This is a genomic window from Streptomyces sp. BK208 (assembly GCF_004364245.1).
Classification (GTDB): domain Bacteria; phylum Actinomycetota; class Actinomycetes; order Streptomycetales; family Streptomycetaceae; genus Streptomyces.
On sequence record NZ_SOAV01000011.1, the window covers coordinates 66,703 to 83,511 of the forward strand.

10 protein-coding genes and 1 pseudogene are annotated in these 16,809 nt (G+C 67.8%); 5 read left to right on the forward strand and 6 right to left on the reverse strand.

Annotation, left to right across the window (positions count from 1 at the left end; translation table 11 throughout):
- Nucleotides 1-14 precede the first annotated feature (14 nt).
- The 3 genes from EV562_RS25425 (at nt 15) to EV562_RS25435 (ending at nt 8,880) form a co-directional block, all read left to right on the forward strand.
- The gene (locus tag EV562_RS25425) at nt 15-3,233 is read left to right on the forward strand and encodes a DEAD/DEAH box helicase family protein (RefSeq protein WP_243860170.1); all 3,219 of its coding nucleotides are present in this window, start codon (nt 15-17) and stop codon (nt 3,231-3,233) included.
- Nucleotides 3,234-3,238: 5 nt separating this feature from the next.
- The gene (locus EV562_RS25430; RefSeq protein ID WP_133889183.1) at nt 3,239-5,992 is read left to right on the forward strand and encodes a site-specific DNA-methyltransferase; all 2,754 of its coding nucleotides are present in this window, start codon (nt 3,239-3,241) and stop codon (nt 5,990-5,992) included.
- Nucleotides 5,993-6,111: 119 nt separating this feature from the next.
- Entirely contained in the window at nt 6,112-8,880 is a 2,769-nt protein-coding gene (locus EV562_RS25435; RefSeq protein WP_133889184.1) for an ATP-dependent DNA helicase, read from the forward strand.
- Between the two features lie 177 nt (nt 8,881-9,057).
- Here the strand turns inward: EV562_RS25435 and EV562_RS25440 are convergent, their stop codons facing one another.
- On the reverse strand, nt 9,058-9,243 hold the full coding sequence (locus tag EV562_RS25440) for a DUF397 domain-containing protein (RefSeq protein WP_070029965.1): 186 nt from the start codon (nt 9,241-9,243) through the stop codon (nt 9,058-9,060).
- A pseudogene (locus EV562_RS25445) lies at nt 9,240-10,207 on the reverse strand (helix-turn-helix transcriptional regulator). Before EV562_RS25445 ends, EV562_RS25440 begins: the two are co-directional and overlap by 4 nt.
- Before the next feature lie 187 nt (nt 10,208-10,394).
- Here EV562_RS25445 and EV562_RS25450 point away from each other — a divergent pair.
- A complete protein-coding gene (locus EV562_RS25450; protein WP_133889185.1) occupies nt 10,395-10,865 on the forward strand; it encodes an ATP-binding protein in 471 nt (156 codons plus the stop codon).
- A 212-nt stretch (nt 10,866-11,077) separates the two neighbouring features.
- Nucleotides 11,078-11,809: a hypothetical protein gene (locus tag EV562_RS25455; protein ID WP_133889186.1), complete on the forward strand. Its 732-nt coding sequence runs from the start codon at nt 11,078-11,080 to the stop codon at nt 11,807-11,809.
- A gap of 1,028 nt (nt 11,810-12,837) precedes the next feature.
- Here the strand turns inward: EV562_RS25455 and EV562_RS25460 are convergent.
- The 4 genes from EV562_RS25460 to EV562_RS25475 form a co-directional block, all read right to left on the reverse strand.
- Nucleotides 12,838-13,323, reverse strand: coding sequence for a hypothetical protein (locus EV562_RS25460; RefSeq protein WP_208298421.1), 486 nt, complete (start codon nt 13,321-13,323; stop codon nt 12,838-12,840).
- Nucleotides 13,320-13,649, reverse strand: a complete 330-nt coding sequence (locus EV562_RS25465) for a ribbon-helix-helix protein, CopG family (protein ID WP_010474533.1) — start codon at nt 13,647-13,649, stop codon at nt 13,320-13,322. Before EV562_RS25465 ends, EV562_RS25460 begins: the two co-directional genes overlap by 4 nt.
- A gap of 163 nt (nt 13,650-13,812) precedes the next feature.
- Nucleotides 13,813-14,205: a hypothetical protein gene (locus tag EV562_RS25470; RefSeq protein ID WP_243860171.1), complete on the reverse strand. Its 393-nt coding sequence runs from the start codon at nt 14,203-14,205 to the stop codon at nt 13,813-13,815.
- 53 nt (nt 14,206-14,258) lie between these two features.
- The gene (locus tag EV562_RS25475) at nt 14,259-16,682 is read right to left on the reverse strand and encodes an AAA family ATPase (protein ID WP_166661991.1); all 2,424 of its coding nucleotides are present in this window, start codon (nt 16,680-16,682) and stop codon (nt 14,259-14,261) included.
- Nucleotides 16,683-16,809 lie beyond the last annotated feature (127 nt).

Below are 16,809 nucleotides of genomic sequence, written 5' to 3' on the forward strand. Positions count from 1 at the left end.
GAGATATCCAGAACATGGCAGCAGTGATCGAGAACCCGATCATCAATTCGCCGTACGCGGAACCGGCCTGGCACTGGGAGCTGGACCAGCGGGGCCAGCCGACCGGCGAGCGGGTTGCCGGGCGCCGCCCGAGCGAGACGTGGATGCCCGTACCGCGCGCCAGGAAGGGACGCAAGACCGGCGTCGGCGTCCAGCACGAGCTGTTTCTCGACGGCATCCTGGAGGAGCGCAAGGGCCAGGACGTCATCGGCAACATCCGAGCCGAGGTCTCCCGGTGGCGCCAGGCGGGGTATCCGAACATCACGCCCACGACTCGTCGTCTTCTGGAGTACTGGACGGACGGCACCCGGGAGCGAAAGCTGTTCTTCGCCCAGGTGGAAGCCGTGGAGACCGCCATCTACCTGACCGAGGTGGGCACGAAACTCGGCAAGACGTGGATCGGCGCCCACCTGGACGAGGCAAACCAGGAGCACAACGCCGGCCTGCCCAGAGTCGCTCTGAAGATGGCGACAGGCGCGGGCAAGACCGTGGTGATGGCGATGCTGATCGCCTGGAACACCCTCAACAAGGTCGCCGGCCCGCAGGACCGCCGGTTCGCCAAGCGCTTCCTCCTGGTGGCGCCCGGTGTGACCATCCGGGACCGGCTGCGCGTGCTGATGCCGTCCGACCCGAACAACTACTACAAGGAGCGGGACATCGTCCCGGCGGACCTGTGGGGTGCGCTCGGTCAGGCTCAGGTGGCGATCACCAATTACCACACGTTCATGCTCCGGACGACGCGGGAGGGTCAGGGACTCGCGTCCAAGACCAAGAAGCTGCTCCTGGCCAGGTCCAAGGACGACCCCTTCATCGAGACGCCCGCCATGATGGTCAACCGGGTCCTGCGCGATCTGGGCGGGAGCAAGGGGGAGATCATCGTCTTCAACGACGAGGCTCACCACTGCTACCAGACCCGCGGGGCCGCCCTGGAGGGGGCGGTCACCGTGGACGAGCTGAAGGGGGAGGAGAAGAAGCAGGCCGAGGAGGAGAACAAGCACGCTCGTCAGTGGTTCGACGGTCTGAACCACATCATGCGCAAGACCGGCATCAAGACCGTCTACGATCTCTCCGCGACCCCCTTCTACCTGAACGGCTCGGGCTACCCGGAGGGCACCCTCTTCCCATGGGTGGTCAGCGACTTCGGACTCCTGGACGCCATCGAGTCGGGCCTCGTCAAGATCCCGCGTGTACCGGTGGACGACGACGCGGAACACAAGGACGTCTCGTACCTGAACCTGTGGGAGCACATCAGGGACAAGATGCCGACGCGCGCCCAGAAGCCGGAGACGCTCGCGGACAAGACGCTCCCCCCTGTACTGGAAGGTGCCGCCCACAGCCTGTACCGGAACTACGCGCAGGCGTTCGCGCGGTGGGAGGAGGAGACCCGGGGCACCGGATCCACGCCCCCGGTATTCATCATCGTCTGCAACAACACGACGGTTTCGAAGTGGGTGTACGACCAGATCGCCGGACATGAGCTCCCGGACGCGGACGGTCTCGGCAAGCCGGGCATGCTAAAACACTTCTCCAACTACGACGCCCAGGGCCGCCGTTATGCCGTCCCGCGCACCATCCTGGTCGACTCGGCGCAGCTGGAGTCCGACAACCCCCAGCTCGACGCCCAGTTCAAGGCAGCGGCGGCCGAGGAGCTGGAGGCGTTCAAGGAGGAGTACCGCACCCGGTTCCCGGACCGCGACGTGGAGGCGCTGAAGGACGCCGACCTGCTGCGCGAGGTCCTGAACACCGTCGGTAAGAAGCGCAAGCTCGGGCAGGACGTGCGGTGCGTGGTGTCCGTGTCCATGCTGACGGAGGGCTGGGACGCCAACACGGTCACGCACATCCTCGGGGTCCGAGCCTTCGGCAGTCACCTGCTGTGCGAGCAGGTGGTGGGCCGCGGCCTGCGCCGCATCTCGTACGCGGTCAACGAGGAGGGGCTGCTGGAACCGGAGTACGCGGACGTGTACGGCATCCCGTTCCAGTTCATCCAGACCGATCCGAACCGGGAGCTGAAGTCCAAGCCTCGACCGGAGCCGAAGCACGTCCGGGCCATGAGGGACCGGGAGGACCTGCGCATTACTTTCCCCTGCCTGGAGGGATACCGGGTGGAGGTGGAGGAGGCGCAGTTCTACGCGGACTTCACCGAGGCGGAGCCGTTCAAGGTCGACGAGGGCGTCGCCACACGGGCCGATGTGGAGGGCATCGTCGGAGAGCAGGCCCGGCACACGCTGGTCGACGGCCGCGACATCCGTGTGCAGCAGGTCTCCTTCCAACTGGCCAAACTGGCACTGGACTTGCTGGAGGATCCGAAACGGGGGCGCAAGCCGTGGATGTTCCCGAACCTGGTACGGCTCGCCAAGGACTGGATCACACACTGCGTCGGCACGGACAACCAGCGTGCCCTGGCGATCATCTCCCAGGTCTCCGAGGAACGGCAGCGGGCCGCTGAGTTGTTCTTCGCCGCGCTGAACCGCCAGGAAGGCGACAACACGTCCAAGGTGCTGCCCATCTTCGCGCGCTATGCGCCGGAAGGCTCCACGGACAACGTGGACTTCTACACCACCAAAGCGGTCTACGAGGCCGACGAGGACAAGTCGCCGGTGAACTACGTCGTGCTCGACGGGATAGACGGCAACACGTGGGAGCAGATCCTGGCCACTCTGCTCGACGGCAACAAGAACGTGCAGTCGTACGTCAAGAACGACCACCTGGAGTTCGCGATCCCCTACCTCTTCGCTGGACGCACGCACCGGTATCTGCCCGACTTCATCGTCCGGCTGAAGCCCAGGGACGAGGACGACGAGCAGCGCCACCTGATCGTGGAGGTCTCGGGCTCGCGCAAGTCGGCCGGCAAGCGGGCGGTGAAGGCGGAGACCGCGCGGATGTGGTGCGCGGCCGTGAACAACCACGGCGGCTTCGGCAAGTGGGGCTATGTCGAGCTGTCTCAGAACCCGACCACGTTCAAGTCCGGCCTGACGGCCGCGATCGAGTCGCTCTACGGCGACGGGGCGTTGACGGGTCTGTGCGAGGAAGGGCTCAAGAGCGTGGACAGGCTCAAGAGCGACGATGACGAAGCGGACTGGGGCGACGACGACTACCCCTGGGACGACGACCTGTTCAGCGCGGCGCGCGAGACCGAGAGCGAATCCCGGCAGCGGCGGCAGCACGACGGCAACGACGACGAGGAAGGGAAGTAAGCACGATGGCCGCTCCCCGGAAGCGCAGTGCGAAGACCGCCGCGAACAGCACCAAGGCCGTGCAGGCCATAAAGCATGAGGAAACACGAGTGAACAACCCGACGGCGGACGCGTTCGACCTGGTCACGGAAGCGGTCGAGGCTGCCATGACCTGGCGTGGCAAGCGGGACTTCGCCAAGGACCCCCAGCTTGTCTGGAAGGGCAAGGACGAGCAGGACCGCGAGGACCTGGAGGCCCCGGCCCCTCCGATCTTCCGCCAGGAACGGATCGAGCCGCGCTATCTCGTCAAGCAGCTGCTGGACGAGACGAAGAGGCGACGGGAGAGCGAGGGAGGTGAGAGCGCCGGGGAGGAACTCTCGCTCTTCGGTGCCGAGTTCTTCGACGACGGCATCCCGGATGAGCTGGACAAGGTCGACTGGTACAACCACCAGATGAACTGGACCAACCGCATGATCCTGGGGGACTCGCTCCAGGTGATGGCGAGCCTTGCGGAGCGGGAGAACCTGCGGGGCAAGGTTCAGATGGTGTATATCGATCCGCCGTACGGGATCAAGTTCGGGTCGAACTGGCAGGCTCGGGCGGACAACTCTCGGGTGCGCGACGGAAAGATCGAGGACACCACGCGGGAAGTCGAGCAGATCAAGGCCTTTCGGGATACTTGGGAGCTCGGAGTCAGCTCATATCTCTCATACCTCCGAGATCGCCTTTCATCGGCTCGCGATCTCCTCACAGAATCCGGCTCCATTTTTATCCAAATCGGCGATGAGAATGTACACCTGGTTCGATCACTCCTGGATGAAATTTTCGGGGCCGAGAATTTCGTCAGTCAGATTGCATTCACCACGACCAGCGGAGCGGGGAGTTTCGCAGGCGGGACGAACGTACTTGCCTCCATCGCCGACTATGTCCTGTGGTTTGCAAAGGACATCAATTCAGTCCGTTATCGTCAGCTCTATTCTACAAAGGTTGCTGGCCAGGCTGGCGCGAGCAAGTATTCAACAGTCGAACAGCCGGATGGTACACGCCGCCCCATCAAAAAAGAGGAACGCGAAAGCGGTCATGTCCCTGGCCGGCTGATGGTTGACGACAACCTGACGTCCCAGACAACACGTGTCGGACAGACTACCGTTTTCCCAGTCGAGTTTGGCGGCAGAGTCTTCACTCCTGGGACCGGCGGCTGGAAGACTAATCGATCAGGTATGGAGCGTCTAGTAAATGCCGGTCGAGTCATGCCGGCTGGCCGCACTCTGCGATACGTTCGGTACTTCGACGACTTCGCAGCCACACCCATCACCAATGTATGGAATGACATCGGTGGCGTGCAGAGCCGTTCGGACCCGAAGATTTACGTCGTTCAGACATCGACAACTGCGATTCAACGTTGCATGCTCATGTCTACTGATCCCGGTGACCTCGTCCTCGACCCCACATGCGGATCGGGTACTACCGCCTACGTCGCTGAGCAGTGGGGCCGTCGCTGGATTACCGTTGACACCTCCCGCGTCGCCATTGCACTTGCCCGGCACCGGCTCATGGGCGCCAAATTCCCCGCCTACCTCCTCGCCGACTCCCCCGAAGGAAAGGCCAAGGAAGCCGAACTCAGCCAGCAGCCGCTCGACCGCTCACCCTCGAAGCACGACATCCGCCGTGGCTTCGTCTACGAGCGTGTCCCGCACATCACGCTGAAGTCGATCGCGAACAACCCCGACATCAAGGAGGGAATGACCCGCGACCAGATCGACAAGGCGATCAAGAAGCACGCCCAATTCGAGACGCTGTACGACCGCCCCTACGAGAACAAGAAGGCCGTCCGCGTAGCCGGCCCCTTCACCGTCGAGTCGCTCTCGCCGCATCGCTCCGTCTCCTTCGACCAGGACGTCCCCGCCTCCGAGAAGGCCGCCGAGATGATGCCGTCCGGCGCCTCGTACGAGGAGACGATCCTGGAGCACGTCAAGAAGGCGGGCGTGCAGAACGGCTACCGGAACGAGCGGCTGGAGTTCGAGTCGGTCGAACCGGTGTCCGGGCGGATACTGACCGCCGTCGGCGCCCGCAAGGACGCCGAGGAGGGGACACCGGCCCGCGTCGGTATCGCGCTCGGTCCCGAGTACGGAACCGTCGATTCCCTCTTCATCAAGAACGCGGCCCGTGAAGCGCTCCGGTTCGGCGAGATCGACCTCCTACTCATTCTCGGTTTCGCCTTCGACGCAAACGCGACCGAGGCAACCAACGAGATCAACCAGGAGCGAGGCGAGTTCTCCGTCATCCAGGAACGCCACGTCGGCAAGATGACCGTGCTCAACGTCCGTATGAACCCGGACCTCGCCATGGGCGACGAACTCGCCAACACGGGCGCCGGAAACCTGTTCACGGTCTTCGGCGAGCCCGACATCGAGCTGACGGAGACGAGCGACGGCCAGCTCGTCGCCGAGATCAAGGGACTCGACATCTACAACCCGACAACGGGTGACGTCCGTGCCGAAGGCCCGGACGACATCATGATGTGGTCGATCGACACGGACTACGACGCCGAGGCCTTCATCGTGCGCCACGTCTACTTCTCGGGCGAGAACGGGAAGTCCACGGGGCTCAACCCGTACGAGCGGCTCGGCAAGGCGCTCAAGGGCCAGATCGACGAGGAGGCGCTGTCCACCCTCTTCACCACGAAGTCCCGCCCCTTCCCCAAGCCCGAGTCCGGCCGCATCGCCGTCAAGGTCGTCAACTACTACGGCGACGAGGTCCTCAAGGCCATCGACATCTGACACCACCGGGTGGGGTGCGTACCGCCACGAGACGCACCCCACCCGCCACCGACCACGCCACACGAAAGCACCACGTCACCGCACCAGCACCAGCACAACAGCCAGCTTCGGGGGGAACAGTGCAGTTCACGGACGCCCAGCGCACCGCCATCGACACCCACGACGACAACCTCCTCATCGTCGCCTGCGCCGGTTCCGGCAAGACGGAGGTGATCTCGCAGCGGATCGCCCGCCTGATCGGGCGGCCCGGTGTCCAGCCCAGGAACATCGTCGCCTTCACCTTCACCGAGAAGGCCGCAGGCGAGTTGAAGGAGCGTGTGCACACGCGGATCCGTGAACTCCACGGCGAGGTGCACGGCCTCGCCGAGATGTACATCGGCACCATGCACGGCTACGCCCTCGACCTGCTGCACAGTCACGTGCCCGAGGCGTTCAAGTACAACGTCCTCAACGACGTGCAGACCCGCCTGATCATCGACAAGTACAGTACCCAGTCAGGGCTGACCACGACGAACGCGATCGTCCAGGGAACCCCAAAGCCCCTGCGGCGCTGGGTCAACTCCAAGCTGTACCAGCAGGTCATGTCGATCCTCCGGGAGGACGACGTTGATCTGGACGGGCTCCGCTCCGACGTGGCGGACGGGCTCGACAAATACATGCAACTGCTCAGCGACCGCGCGTACTTCGACTACACAGCGATCCTCCACAACACTGCGGTCCTGCTCAACGACGACAACGACGAGGGCGACGAGTCCGTCCTGAGCCTCCAGCGGCATGTCAAGGAGACCGTCAGGTACGTCGTCGTCGACGAGTACCAGGACACCAACCCGGTCCAGGAGCAGCTGATCCGCGGGCTCACCCGGCACGGGGCGAACCTCTGCGTGGTCGGTGACGACGACCAGACGATCTACCAGTGGCGCGGCAGTGCCGTCGAGAACATCCTCACGATCGAGAACCGCTACCCGGGCGTCCGCCGAGCCACACTGAACGAGAACTTCCGCTCCAGCCCCGCCATCGTCGACCTTGCACGCCGAGTCGTCGAGCAGATTCCGCCTGGCGAACGCCTCAGCAAGGCGATGACTGCCGCGGGCCACCAGAACTTCGACCGTGGCGACCTGCTGGCACTCGAATTCCCGGACACGGAGGCGGAGGCCGACTGGCTCGTGGACCGCATGGAGCGGCTGCGCGGCGTGCCGTTCCAGGACCGGGAAGGCAGCGAGCCCCGGGGACTCGACTGGTCCGACTTCGCCGTCCTGTTCCGCTCCGTCAAGGCCGACGCCGGCCCGCTCGTCGAAGAACTCCGACGCCGCGACATCCCGTATGTCATCAAGGGCCTGACCAAACTCTTCGAGACACCGGAGGTCCAGGCGGCCGTCAACTGCTTCCGGTTCGTCGCGGGGGAGGCCGACGAGCAGGACGTGATCGACGCATGGGTCGACGCTGGCGTCGGGCTCACGGAGGGCGATGTCCGCGCCGGACTCCCCGTGCTCACCGCGGCCATGCGGTGGGACGCGTCCAAGCCCTGGGACTCCACCACGCTCCAAGGCGTCTTCCTTGATTTCCTCGAAGCCGTGGAGCTGCGCGAAGAGCGTGTTCCGCGCGAGCGGGGCGAACTCGTCTACTACAACCTCGGTCGCTTCTCCACCGCGATCGGGGACTTCGAGCGCATCCACCTCACCAGCGAGCCCCAGCAGCGATTCGACGCGTTCGCCAAGTGGGTCGAGTACCAGGCTCCCGACTACTACGAGGAGTCCGACGGAGACAACGGCGGCTACGCCCAGCCCAACGCCGTCGTCATCGCCACCGTCCACCAGGCCAAGGGCATGCAGTGGCCGGCCGTCTTTCTGCCCGCCCTGCGCAAGAACACCTTTCCCGCCTCCGGCCGGGGCGGACTCGGCGTATTCCACGTGGTCGAAGAGAACCTCGTCCCGGGCGCGGCCCGCTACCGGGGCACCGAGGCGGACGAGCGCCGCCTGTTCTACGTCGCTGTCACCCGCGCCCAGAAGTACCTGGCACTCTCCTTCGCCCCCACGGAGAAGCGCACGGGCAAGAAGCGCTCGGACTTCTTCAACGAGGCCACGCAGGTGCACACCGTCCTGACCCGCGAGGTCCGCCCTTCCTCCGACGGACGGCTCACGCCGACCCCAATGCGTGGTATCCCCGAGGTTGTCATGTCCTTCTCGGACCTGAAATACCTCTTCGAGTGCCCGTACTCCTTCAAGCTCCGCCTTCTGTACGGCTTCGACTCGCCTCTGCAGAAGGAACTCGGCTTCGGCAAGTCGCTCCACGACGTCATGGCGGAGATCCACAAACGGGCCATCGAGGGCGACATCGCTGCCCCCGAGGAGGCGGAGGACCTGGTGGAGCGCCACCTCAACCTCCCCTTCGCGAACAAGGCGGCGGCCGACCAGCTCCGCCCCGCCGCCGAGACAGCCGTGCGGCGCTACCTGGAACGCCACGGCGCGACCCTGCACCAGACGAGATACTCTGAGCAGCCCGTCGAGATCCACCCGGTCCCGGGCGTCACCGTCACCGGCCGTGTCGACCTGATCAAGCGACTGGACACGAACGAGACGTCGGTCGTCGACTTCAAGTCGAGCGAGCGCGCTCAGGCCGAGAACCTCACCCGTGACCAACTGCACCTGTACGTGCTCGGGTACCGGGAGCTGACGGGCCAGAACGCGGATGTCGTAGAGGTCCTCAACCTCGACAAGGCGGGGCGTGACACGCGCGAAATGGTGGACCCCGAGGTCATGATCGACCTCAGCAAGCGGGTCACCGAGGCTGCCGACTCCTTGCGCACCAACCGACTGCCCCGCCTGGACAGTTGGTGTTCGTCCTGCGCCGGCTGCGACTTCGCGGGCATCTGCCGAAGCCGCGAGAGCTGACGGAACTCTGCCATCCCATTTGAAAGTCCGGTCGTGGCCTGTGCGAGGGCACGAGAAGGGGCCCGTCGCCAGTTGGGCGTACGTGGCTCGGTACGCGGCGTTTAACGCCGGTGTGATGCGGGATCGGGCGGCACCGCTCCCGCATCACCTGTCATCGGCCATTGACGCCTACACCGCTCAAACCTCCGTCACGAACCCCACGAACCGCGACCACCCTTCACGCCCCACTGCGAAGTGAGGGCGCGTCACGTCCTTGGAGTCCCGTACGCAGATGGCCTGTTCGGTGACGGCGACCTCGACGCAGCTGTCCCCCTGGCTGCCGCTGTAGCTGGACTTGAACCAGGCCAGTTCCGTCGTGCTCATAGCTCTCCTCGGAGTCGCTCCAGCAGACCCCGCGAGTCCTTGGCGTTCAGGGCCTGCGAGCGCAGTGTGTCATAGCGCTGGTACAGCAGGCTCACCTCTTTCGGGTCGGAGATCAGGCGACCGTTCTGCTGCCCCTCGGAGTACGCGAGCCGCTGCCCTTTCGGGGTTTCCAGAAGCTGCACGGGACCGTCCAGGCAGGCGTGCAGCCCGGCCTCCAACGGCACGATCTGAAGCGTCACGTTGCGTGGTGCGCTCCGCTCCAGCACATGGTCGAACAGCTCCCGCATCTGCTCCGCGCCCCCGAACCGACGCCGGAAGACGTGCTCTTCGACGATGAAGCTGAACGGCGTGGTCGGACGAGCTGTCGGGGGGAATGCGCCAGCGCGTCGCCCTGGCCCGCGCCCTCGCCCAGGAAAAGCATCCGCTGCCGCTCCATCCGCCTCGCCATGAAGTCCTCCAACTGGTTGTCCGGCGCCACCGGAACTGTCCCCTCGAACACCGCCCGCGCATACCCCTCCGACTGCAACAACCCCGGCACCAGCCTGCACTCGTACGTACACAGGCTCACTGCCACCCGCTCCAGCCGCGCCCACTCCCGGAACCAGGCCGCGAGTCCCACATCCCCCCGCCCCCGCGTCACGTACTTCGACGACTTCCGCAACGCGCCTGTGTTCCCGAGGAGTTCCTCAGACCGCACCACGTACGACTCGTCGGGCATCCGCCGCCCCAGCTCCACCGACTCCACGGTGTGCTTGGAGAAGCGCACCAGGTCCGCGAACTCGGCCCTGCTGTACCCCGCGTGCTCGCGCAGCGCCTGCTGGACGGCACCCCAGGTCCGCAGGCTGTCCGAGGGGTCGGGCTCGCGGTCCGGCTCACAGGCAGCCAGGTCGTCGCCGTCAGGACCACCGGCATAACTGCCGTCGCGGCCGTTGCCGCCGCCGTGGTCGCTGCCTACGCTGTCGATGTCGATGCCGCCCGTCATCCGCGGCCACCTCCGGTTCCGTACACGTACTGTCCGTCGTACCTGCGCCCGACGGCACCCAGAGTGACGGACCGCGCCGCGTACCGTCCACGGAATGTGCCCGTACGCTGACGTACCGTACGGGCCGGACACCTGGAACACGCCCCCGCGCGCCCGTCACCGTGGCCTCATGAACGCAACCACACCCCAACTCTCCGCAACCGTACGCACGTTCTCACTGCTCTTGTCGTCCACCCGTCGCGGAGCCCGCCTCGCCCGTCTGCTCGCCGTCGAACAGCTCCGCGCCTGGGAAGTGTCACCCGCCGTCACCGAGCGCGCCGAACAGATCGTGGCCGAACTCGCCGGCAACGCCGCCCTGCACGGCCGAGTCCAGGGACGCGACTTCCGCCTCGTCCTCACCCTCGACACCGGCACCCTCCGCATCGCCGTCACCGACGCCCGTGGCGATCAGCTTCCGCTCCTGTCGGCCTCGGCAGACGGAGGCCCTCTCCCCGACGCCGAGTCGGGTCGAGGCCTCCTCCTGGTCGCCGCCTTGGCCGACCGTTGGGGCACGGACCCGTATCCGCCCGGCGGCAAGACGGCCTGGGCCGAATGCGCCCGTGAGCCCCACGGCCCGGACACGCACAGCGGGCGTACCTGACCGCGACGGGCGGGCGCGGTTCACCCGCTACGCGGCACGCGGCTGAGCACAACCCTCCGCCATGGTTGAGGAGTTCAAGCCAGACGTCTGGGCGAACCCGTCACCGCGACGGCTCCAAGCTCGAAACCGGTAGGCGCTGTCGGGGAAAATGCCCCCAGAACCGGCTGCCTGAGTGAAAGACTTGGGGCCTAACGACCCAAGGAGTTCAAAGCGTGGCAACAGATGCCCACGGCGGACCTGCGCCAGCAGAAGACGGGCGTGGGCAGCGAGTCCTCGACCTCCTGGACAAGGCAATCGACAGCCAGAGCCTACTGGTGCGCAAGAACATAGCCCGGGCCCGCCAACGGACCCCAGAGGCGACGCCGGCACAGGTGATCCGCAGTCTGGAGCGGATGTACGTCAGCGCCTTGACCGGGACCGGTGCTGCAGTTGGAGGAACCGCAGCCGCGCCCGGCGTCGGCACGGGAGTCGCACTGGCACTCTCGGCAGGTGAGGCTCTCTCGTCCCTCGAACTGAGCGCCCTCTTCGCGCTCTCGCTCGCCGAGGTCCACGGAGTCCCCATCGACGAGATCGAGCGCCGCCGAACGATCGTGATGGGAATCATGCTCGGCGGGAGTGGCTCCGCCACCATTACCAAGGTCGCCGAGCGTACGGGGCAACACTGGGGACGTCAGGTTGTCGCCAAAGTACCCGTCGAGACGCTGCGTCAGATCAACAAGATCCTGGGAAAGAACTTCATCACGAAGTACGGGACCAAGCAGGGGATCATCGTTCTCGGTCGAGTGGCACCGTTCGGTATCGGCGCTGTGATCGGTGGTGGTGCCAACGCCGCCATGGCCACTCTGGCTGTGAGAGCCGGTCGTCGCGCCTTTGGCCCGCCCCCGACGTCGTGGCCAGGGCTGACGTCCAGCGCGCCGCCAACGTCCGAGAACCCGCCTGGCTGACCCTCGGTGCACTGAAAGTACGTCGAGCATCCCGCCTCCGCCATCACAGTCGATTACGGCGCGTCCAGCGCCTACGTGGTTGCCGCGAGGCCGCTCGCTCCGGGCCATCGGGGCGAGTTCACGCGGAACGTCCCGTCCGCGACGTCCCACGTGATGCGAGCCGAGACCGGCAGGAGACGGCAGCAGGCACGGTAGACATCAGCTCAGCCAAGGGGGTGCTTGTGGGCGACGGAGGGTTCAACCGCACGTGTTTGAAGTGCCGCAACTCCATCGAGGTCGACCAGGGCGGGCGCGTGGTCGCCCATGACAGGCCGATAAGTCGTCTCCCCTGCCATGCCTCCGGTCTCGCCGCACTTGTGTCGGTCGAGTGGGGGCCTGGGCCTCGACGTAGCCGACGGACTGCGGGCAGGGACAAATGGCGCGGGCGTGCCTCGCGGGAGAAGACCGAGTACCTCAAGCCCCCTGAGTGGCTGCCGAACTATCGGGGTGAGCACCTGCCGACAATCGGCCTGCCCGCCAAAGGGTGGTTCGGTGTCTGGTTCCCGGCTCACACGATGTGGGAGCACGAGCGGAGACTGTCCGGCTGGGTCGGAAGCGACAGATCGTTCCGGTGGGACAGCCGCGAGGGGTGCTGGACGGTGGCCAGCGCTCACTTCCCCCACATCAGCCGGGAGCTGCTCCGCAGGTATCCGAGCGTCCTCATCGGCCGTGAGTACAACCCGCGTGAAAGGTGCAACTCGTCCTGCCAGAACGCCCAGGGCTTCCTGTGCACCTGCTCCTGCCGTGCCAAGTACCACGGCCGTGGCAAATGGCGAAGCGGGTGGAGGACTCTGGGCGAGTTCAGCGGTCGGCGCGCGGGGAGGCCGTGGCACTGGATGGCCGTTGCCGTTGATGGCTGATCACCTCGGCACCCGCTCGCGGAGCGAGTCTGCGCAGGGCGCAGGGCCGAGTTCCGTGCCCCGCTCCTGCCGACGGCTCGTTCACCGCCTGCGCGACGCCTGGACGGGGCCGAGCGTGGCTCCCGGTCATCAGACAGCGACCACGTGCACGTCCGACGGCGCGAGAATCGTGAGGTAGGCGCGGATGTCCCCCGGGTCGGTGGTGAAGATCACCGCGCTGCCGTGCCGGGCCGCTGCCAGGGCCACCCAGGCGTCCACCGCGTCCGGCCGCTTCTTCGCCGGTAGTGCCGCCCGCCCCAGAGCGGTCCCGATGCGCCGCCAGTCCGCGAGGTCCGGGCCCGTCGCACACGCCAGACACTCCGGACGGCCCGCCTTCGTCTCGCGCATGGGCGGCTCGGACGTACGGGCCTGGGGGACGGTGCAGTCCTTCAGGATGCCGGACAGGGCATGCACCAGCGCCGGCTGGGGGCGCCACACCTGGGCGAGGACCGGTCCGAGCACCAGCGCCCGGTGCGGGACCGTGCGCAGTCCCTCATGGAGGGCCACCGCCTTCGCCTTGCGGTCGGCCAGTGCGATGAGCATGCCGGTGTCGTAGACCGGCACCCGTGCGCTCACGCGGCGTGTCCCGGACGGCGGCCTTGCCGGTCGCGACCGTGGACGAGCCCCAGGGCCTCCTCCACATCGCGGCGTTCCTGCTCCGTCAGCTCCGCGGTCGGTTCCGGGGCGGGTTCTGCGGGCAGCCCGTCCGCCGCTCGCTCCGCCCGGGCGATGAGTGCGTCCACCTCGGCGAACTGTTCCTCTATGGCATCGCTCTCGGCCATCTGGCGCGTTGCGGCATGCACCAGATAGGCCGAGACGTCCATGCCCGCCCGTTCCGCGTGCTGCCTGATGCGTTCGGCCTGGTCCTGCTCCAAGCTGATGCTGATGCGTGTCTTCGCCACGAAGACATCGTAATACGCGTATGACGACGGTGCGAGTGCGGCTGGTCGAGGTGGGCAACCGGGTACGCCCCCTCCCTGGCACCCCGTTCCGTGCCGCCCCCGCCCACCGGCCGGCGTCCGCCGCCTGCCCCGCGCGACGGGCCTGCGGTCCGACGGCGATCCGTCACCGCGTCCGGAGCGTCAACGCCCCGATCACCCGACCTACGTCGTCCCGCCACGCACACAGCTCCCCCTGCGTGGGAGCCAGCTCGTACCCGTGGTAGTGGCAGGCCTGGCTGAGGCCGGCCCAGGTCGCCGACCAGCGGCGGGCCGTGTCGGGGTCGGCGTAGGACTCCAGGCACAGGGCCTGGGCGTGCGGCGGGCAGCGGGCCAGCTGCGGTTTGCGGGTCTGCCAGTAGCGGCGCAGGGCCTCTTCGAGGGCGTGTCGCAGCAGCAGGGCCACGGCGCGCGGCCAGACGCCCGTGGTGGAGGCGGTGGCAGTGCCGAGCAACCGGTCCGCGCCCGCGAGCAGTTCCTCGGGAGTCGAGATGGACGGCGGCGGAGGCGGGAGAGTCACGGGGAGCCGGGGCGGGCGCGCGGACGGCACGGGTGTGGCTGGGCGGATCGTGGTCACAGGGGTCGCACCGCCTTCGCGAGGTCCGCGGTGCGGCGGATGATCTCCTCCACGTCGTCGACGGGCACGGCTTCGTGGGAGCCCTTGTTGCACCACCGGATGTGGTCGGTGGCCTGCTGGCCGTAGGCCCGGGTGAGGTCGGTCATGGCCTCGCCCGCCCGATCCATCTCCCCGTAGAGGGCGAGGGAGGCCAGTTCGGTGAGTTTGTGGGCCTTGGCGATGCGCTGCTCGATCTCGGCGTGCGGCAGGCCCGTGCCGAGGAGCCGGCGCCGGGCCGGTTCGAGGAGGGCGGCTTCCAGGGCGGTGCGGCACAGGCCGGGCAGGACCCGGGCGACGACGTCCCCGGGCAGGTCGCGCGTCCTGGCGAGCGCCTTCGCGTCGTACAGGGCCTGCTTGACGGGGTCGTCGCCGGAGCGGACGCGTACGGCGGAGCGCTCACGGCGGTCGACGGTGAGGACGGTGGCGGGCAGCCGCAGGTACTTCAGGGCCTGCGGCAGGCGGGTGTCGTGGGTGAAGACGACGACCTGGCGGTGCTCGGCGAGGAGGGCGAGGACGCGGGCGAGGCCGTCCACCTTGGCGGGGTCCATGGACTGCACCGGGTCGTCGATGACGAGGAACCGGAAGGGGTTCTCCGGGAGGAAGGTGCGCGGGAGGAAGAGGGACAGGGCGAGGGAGTGCAGTTCCCCCTGGCTCATTACGCCGAGCGCGGGGGCGTCGATGTCGTCGACTGTCACGTCGAGGGCGACCTTGCGCTGAGTTGCGGAGCCGCTCAGACGGACCGGGCCGAGGGCAACGTTGCTCTGCTGGCGCAGATTGGACCAGATGCGCTGGGCGTCCTCGGCGATGGGCCGCATCCGGTCGGCGCGGATCTCGTCGTGGGTGGCCCTGAGCCATTTCTGGGCGGCCTTGACACGGGCCAGGTGCGGGGCCGCCCGCTCGGCCGCGTGGGCCTTGTCGAGCCAGGCGGCGAGCGCCCGCGCGGCGTCGCGCCAGGTGTCGTCCTGGTCGGCGAGGCGCGCCGCGGCCTCCTGACGGGTGACCCGTGCGGCGTCGGCGGCGATCCGCGCGGCGTGCTCGGCGGCGGACGCCAGCACGGCCGGGTCGGATACGGTGCGGCACCGCAGCCAGTCGTCCCAGGCGGCGGCGATCCCGGACGGCAGCCAGTCGGGGGGCGGGACGGCCAGGTCGCGGACGGCCTGCGCGGCCGCGTCGAGTTCCCTGAGGACGGTGAGCACCTGCTCGGCCTCGGCGCGCAGCAGGCGTTCCTGCTCGGCGGCGTCGCGTGCCCATTCCTCGTCGAGGCGGGCCGCGCCGCCGCACACCGGGCAGGTGTCGAGGTCGGGGTGGGCGCGGTGGTGGGCGAGCGCGCGGGCGAGGAGTTCGGCGCGGCGCAGCGCGTCCTCGGCGGACGTGCCCCGCAGGTCCTCGGCGGAGGCGATGGCTTCGCGCAGCCGGGTCACGGCCGTGGCGACCGCCTCGGTGTCGGGTCCGGTCAGGGTGGAGCGGCGGCGCAGGTCGAACAGGAGGGCCTCGTCCACCGGGCCGGTCCCGACGGCCAGTTCGGCCGCCCGCGCGAGGTCCGGGCGCCGCCTGCTCAGTGCGGTGTGGGCGCTCCGGGCGCGGGGGTCGTCGGTGCCGGCCAGGAGGGTGAGCAGGGCGGGGAGTTCGGCCTTCGCCTCCTTGGCGGGCGCGTCGTACTCGCGGCTCAGGTCGCGCAACCACTTGTCGGCGGCGGCGAGTTGCTCCAGCCCGAGGATGGAGGCGACGGCGTCGTACATCTCGCTGGGCTTGCCGCCGATCACCTGGCCGAGCTCGGAGTACGACAGGAAGGGGCGGTAGGTCGCCAGGTCCTCCTGCCAGCCGAGGCCCGGGAGGGGGACGGGCTCGTGGCCGGGCCGGTCGAGTTCGGCGGTGGAGTCGGCGACGTCGTCCCCGTGCCAGGTGCGCAGCACGGTGGCCGGCTCGGGATCGCCGTCGAGACGCAACTCCACGGCGACCTGGGGTTCCTGGCCGTGGTGGAGGTTGCGCCAGCTCTTGCGCCAGATGTCGCTGCGGCCGCGCCAGCGGGCGTTGTCGCCGGTCAGCGCGATCTCGACGGCCTCCGCGAAGCTCGACTTGCCGGAGCCGTTGCGGCCGGTGACCAGGGTGAGTCCCGGGCCGGGGGTGAGGGGGAGACGTGCGGTACGACCGATGCCGCGGAAGCCGCTGACCGTGACGGACTGCAGGTAGGCGCCCGGCATCCGGCCGCGCGCCCCGCCGTCGTCCTGGAAGGCGGTGAGCAGGAGGGCTCGGGTGTCCTCGTCGAGGTCCGAGCCGGCGAGCCGCCCGGCGATGAGACTGGCAAGGGTGCCGGCGGTCGGATCCTGGGCGGGCGGCCCTGCTGGAGACGGGTCCGGGGCGGGATCGATGGGTACGGGCATGACGGGACTCCCGTGGAGGCGACGACTGCGGTGCGTACGGCCGGACAGGCCGACGGCAACTGAACGACAGGGGACACACGGGAGCAGCGTGGTAATGCGGGGCCGTGAGACCTGAGTTGTGGACGAC

Bases quoted from the DNA above. Each gene is read 5' to 3' on its own strand.
- EV562_RS25430 (WP_133889183.1), top strand. From the start codon at position 3,239: ATGGCCGCTCCCCGGAAGCGCAGTGCGAAGACCGCCGCGAACAGCACC.
- EV562_RS25440 (WP_070029965.1), bottom strand. From the start codon at position 9,243: ATGAGCACGACGGAACTGGCCTGGTTCAAGTCCAGCTACAGCGGCAGC.
- EV562_RS25450 (WP_133889185.1), top strand. From the start codon at position 10,395: ATGAACGCAACCACACCCCAACTCTCCGCAACCGTACGCACGTTCTCA.
- EV562_RS25425 (WP_243860170.1), top strand. From the start codon at position 15: ATGGCAGCAGTGATCGAGAACCCGATCATCAATTCGCCGTACGCGGAA.
- EV562_RS25475 (WP_166661991.1), bottom strand. From the start codon at position 16,682: ATGCCCGTACCCATCGATCCCGCCCCGGACCCGTCTCCAGCAGGGCCG.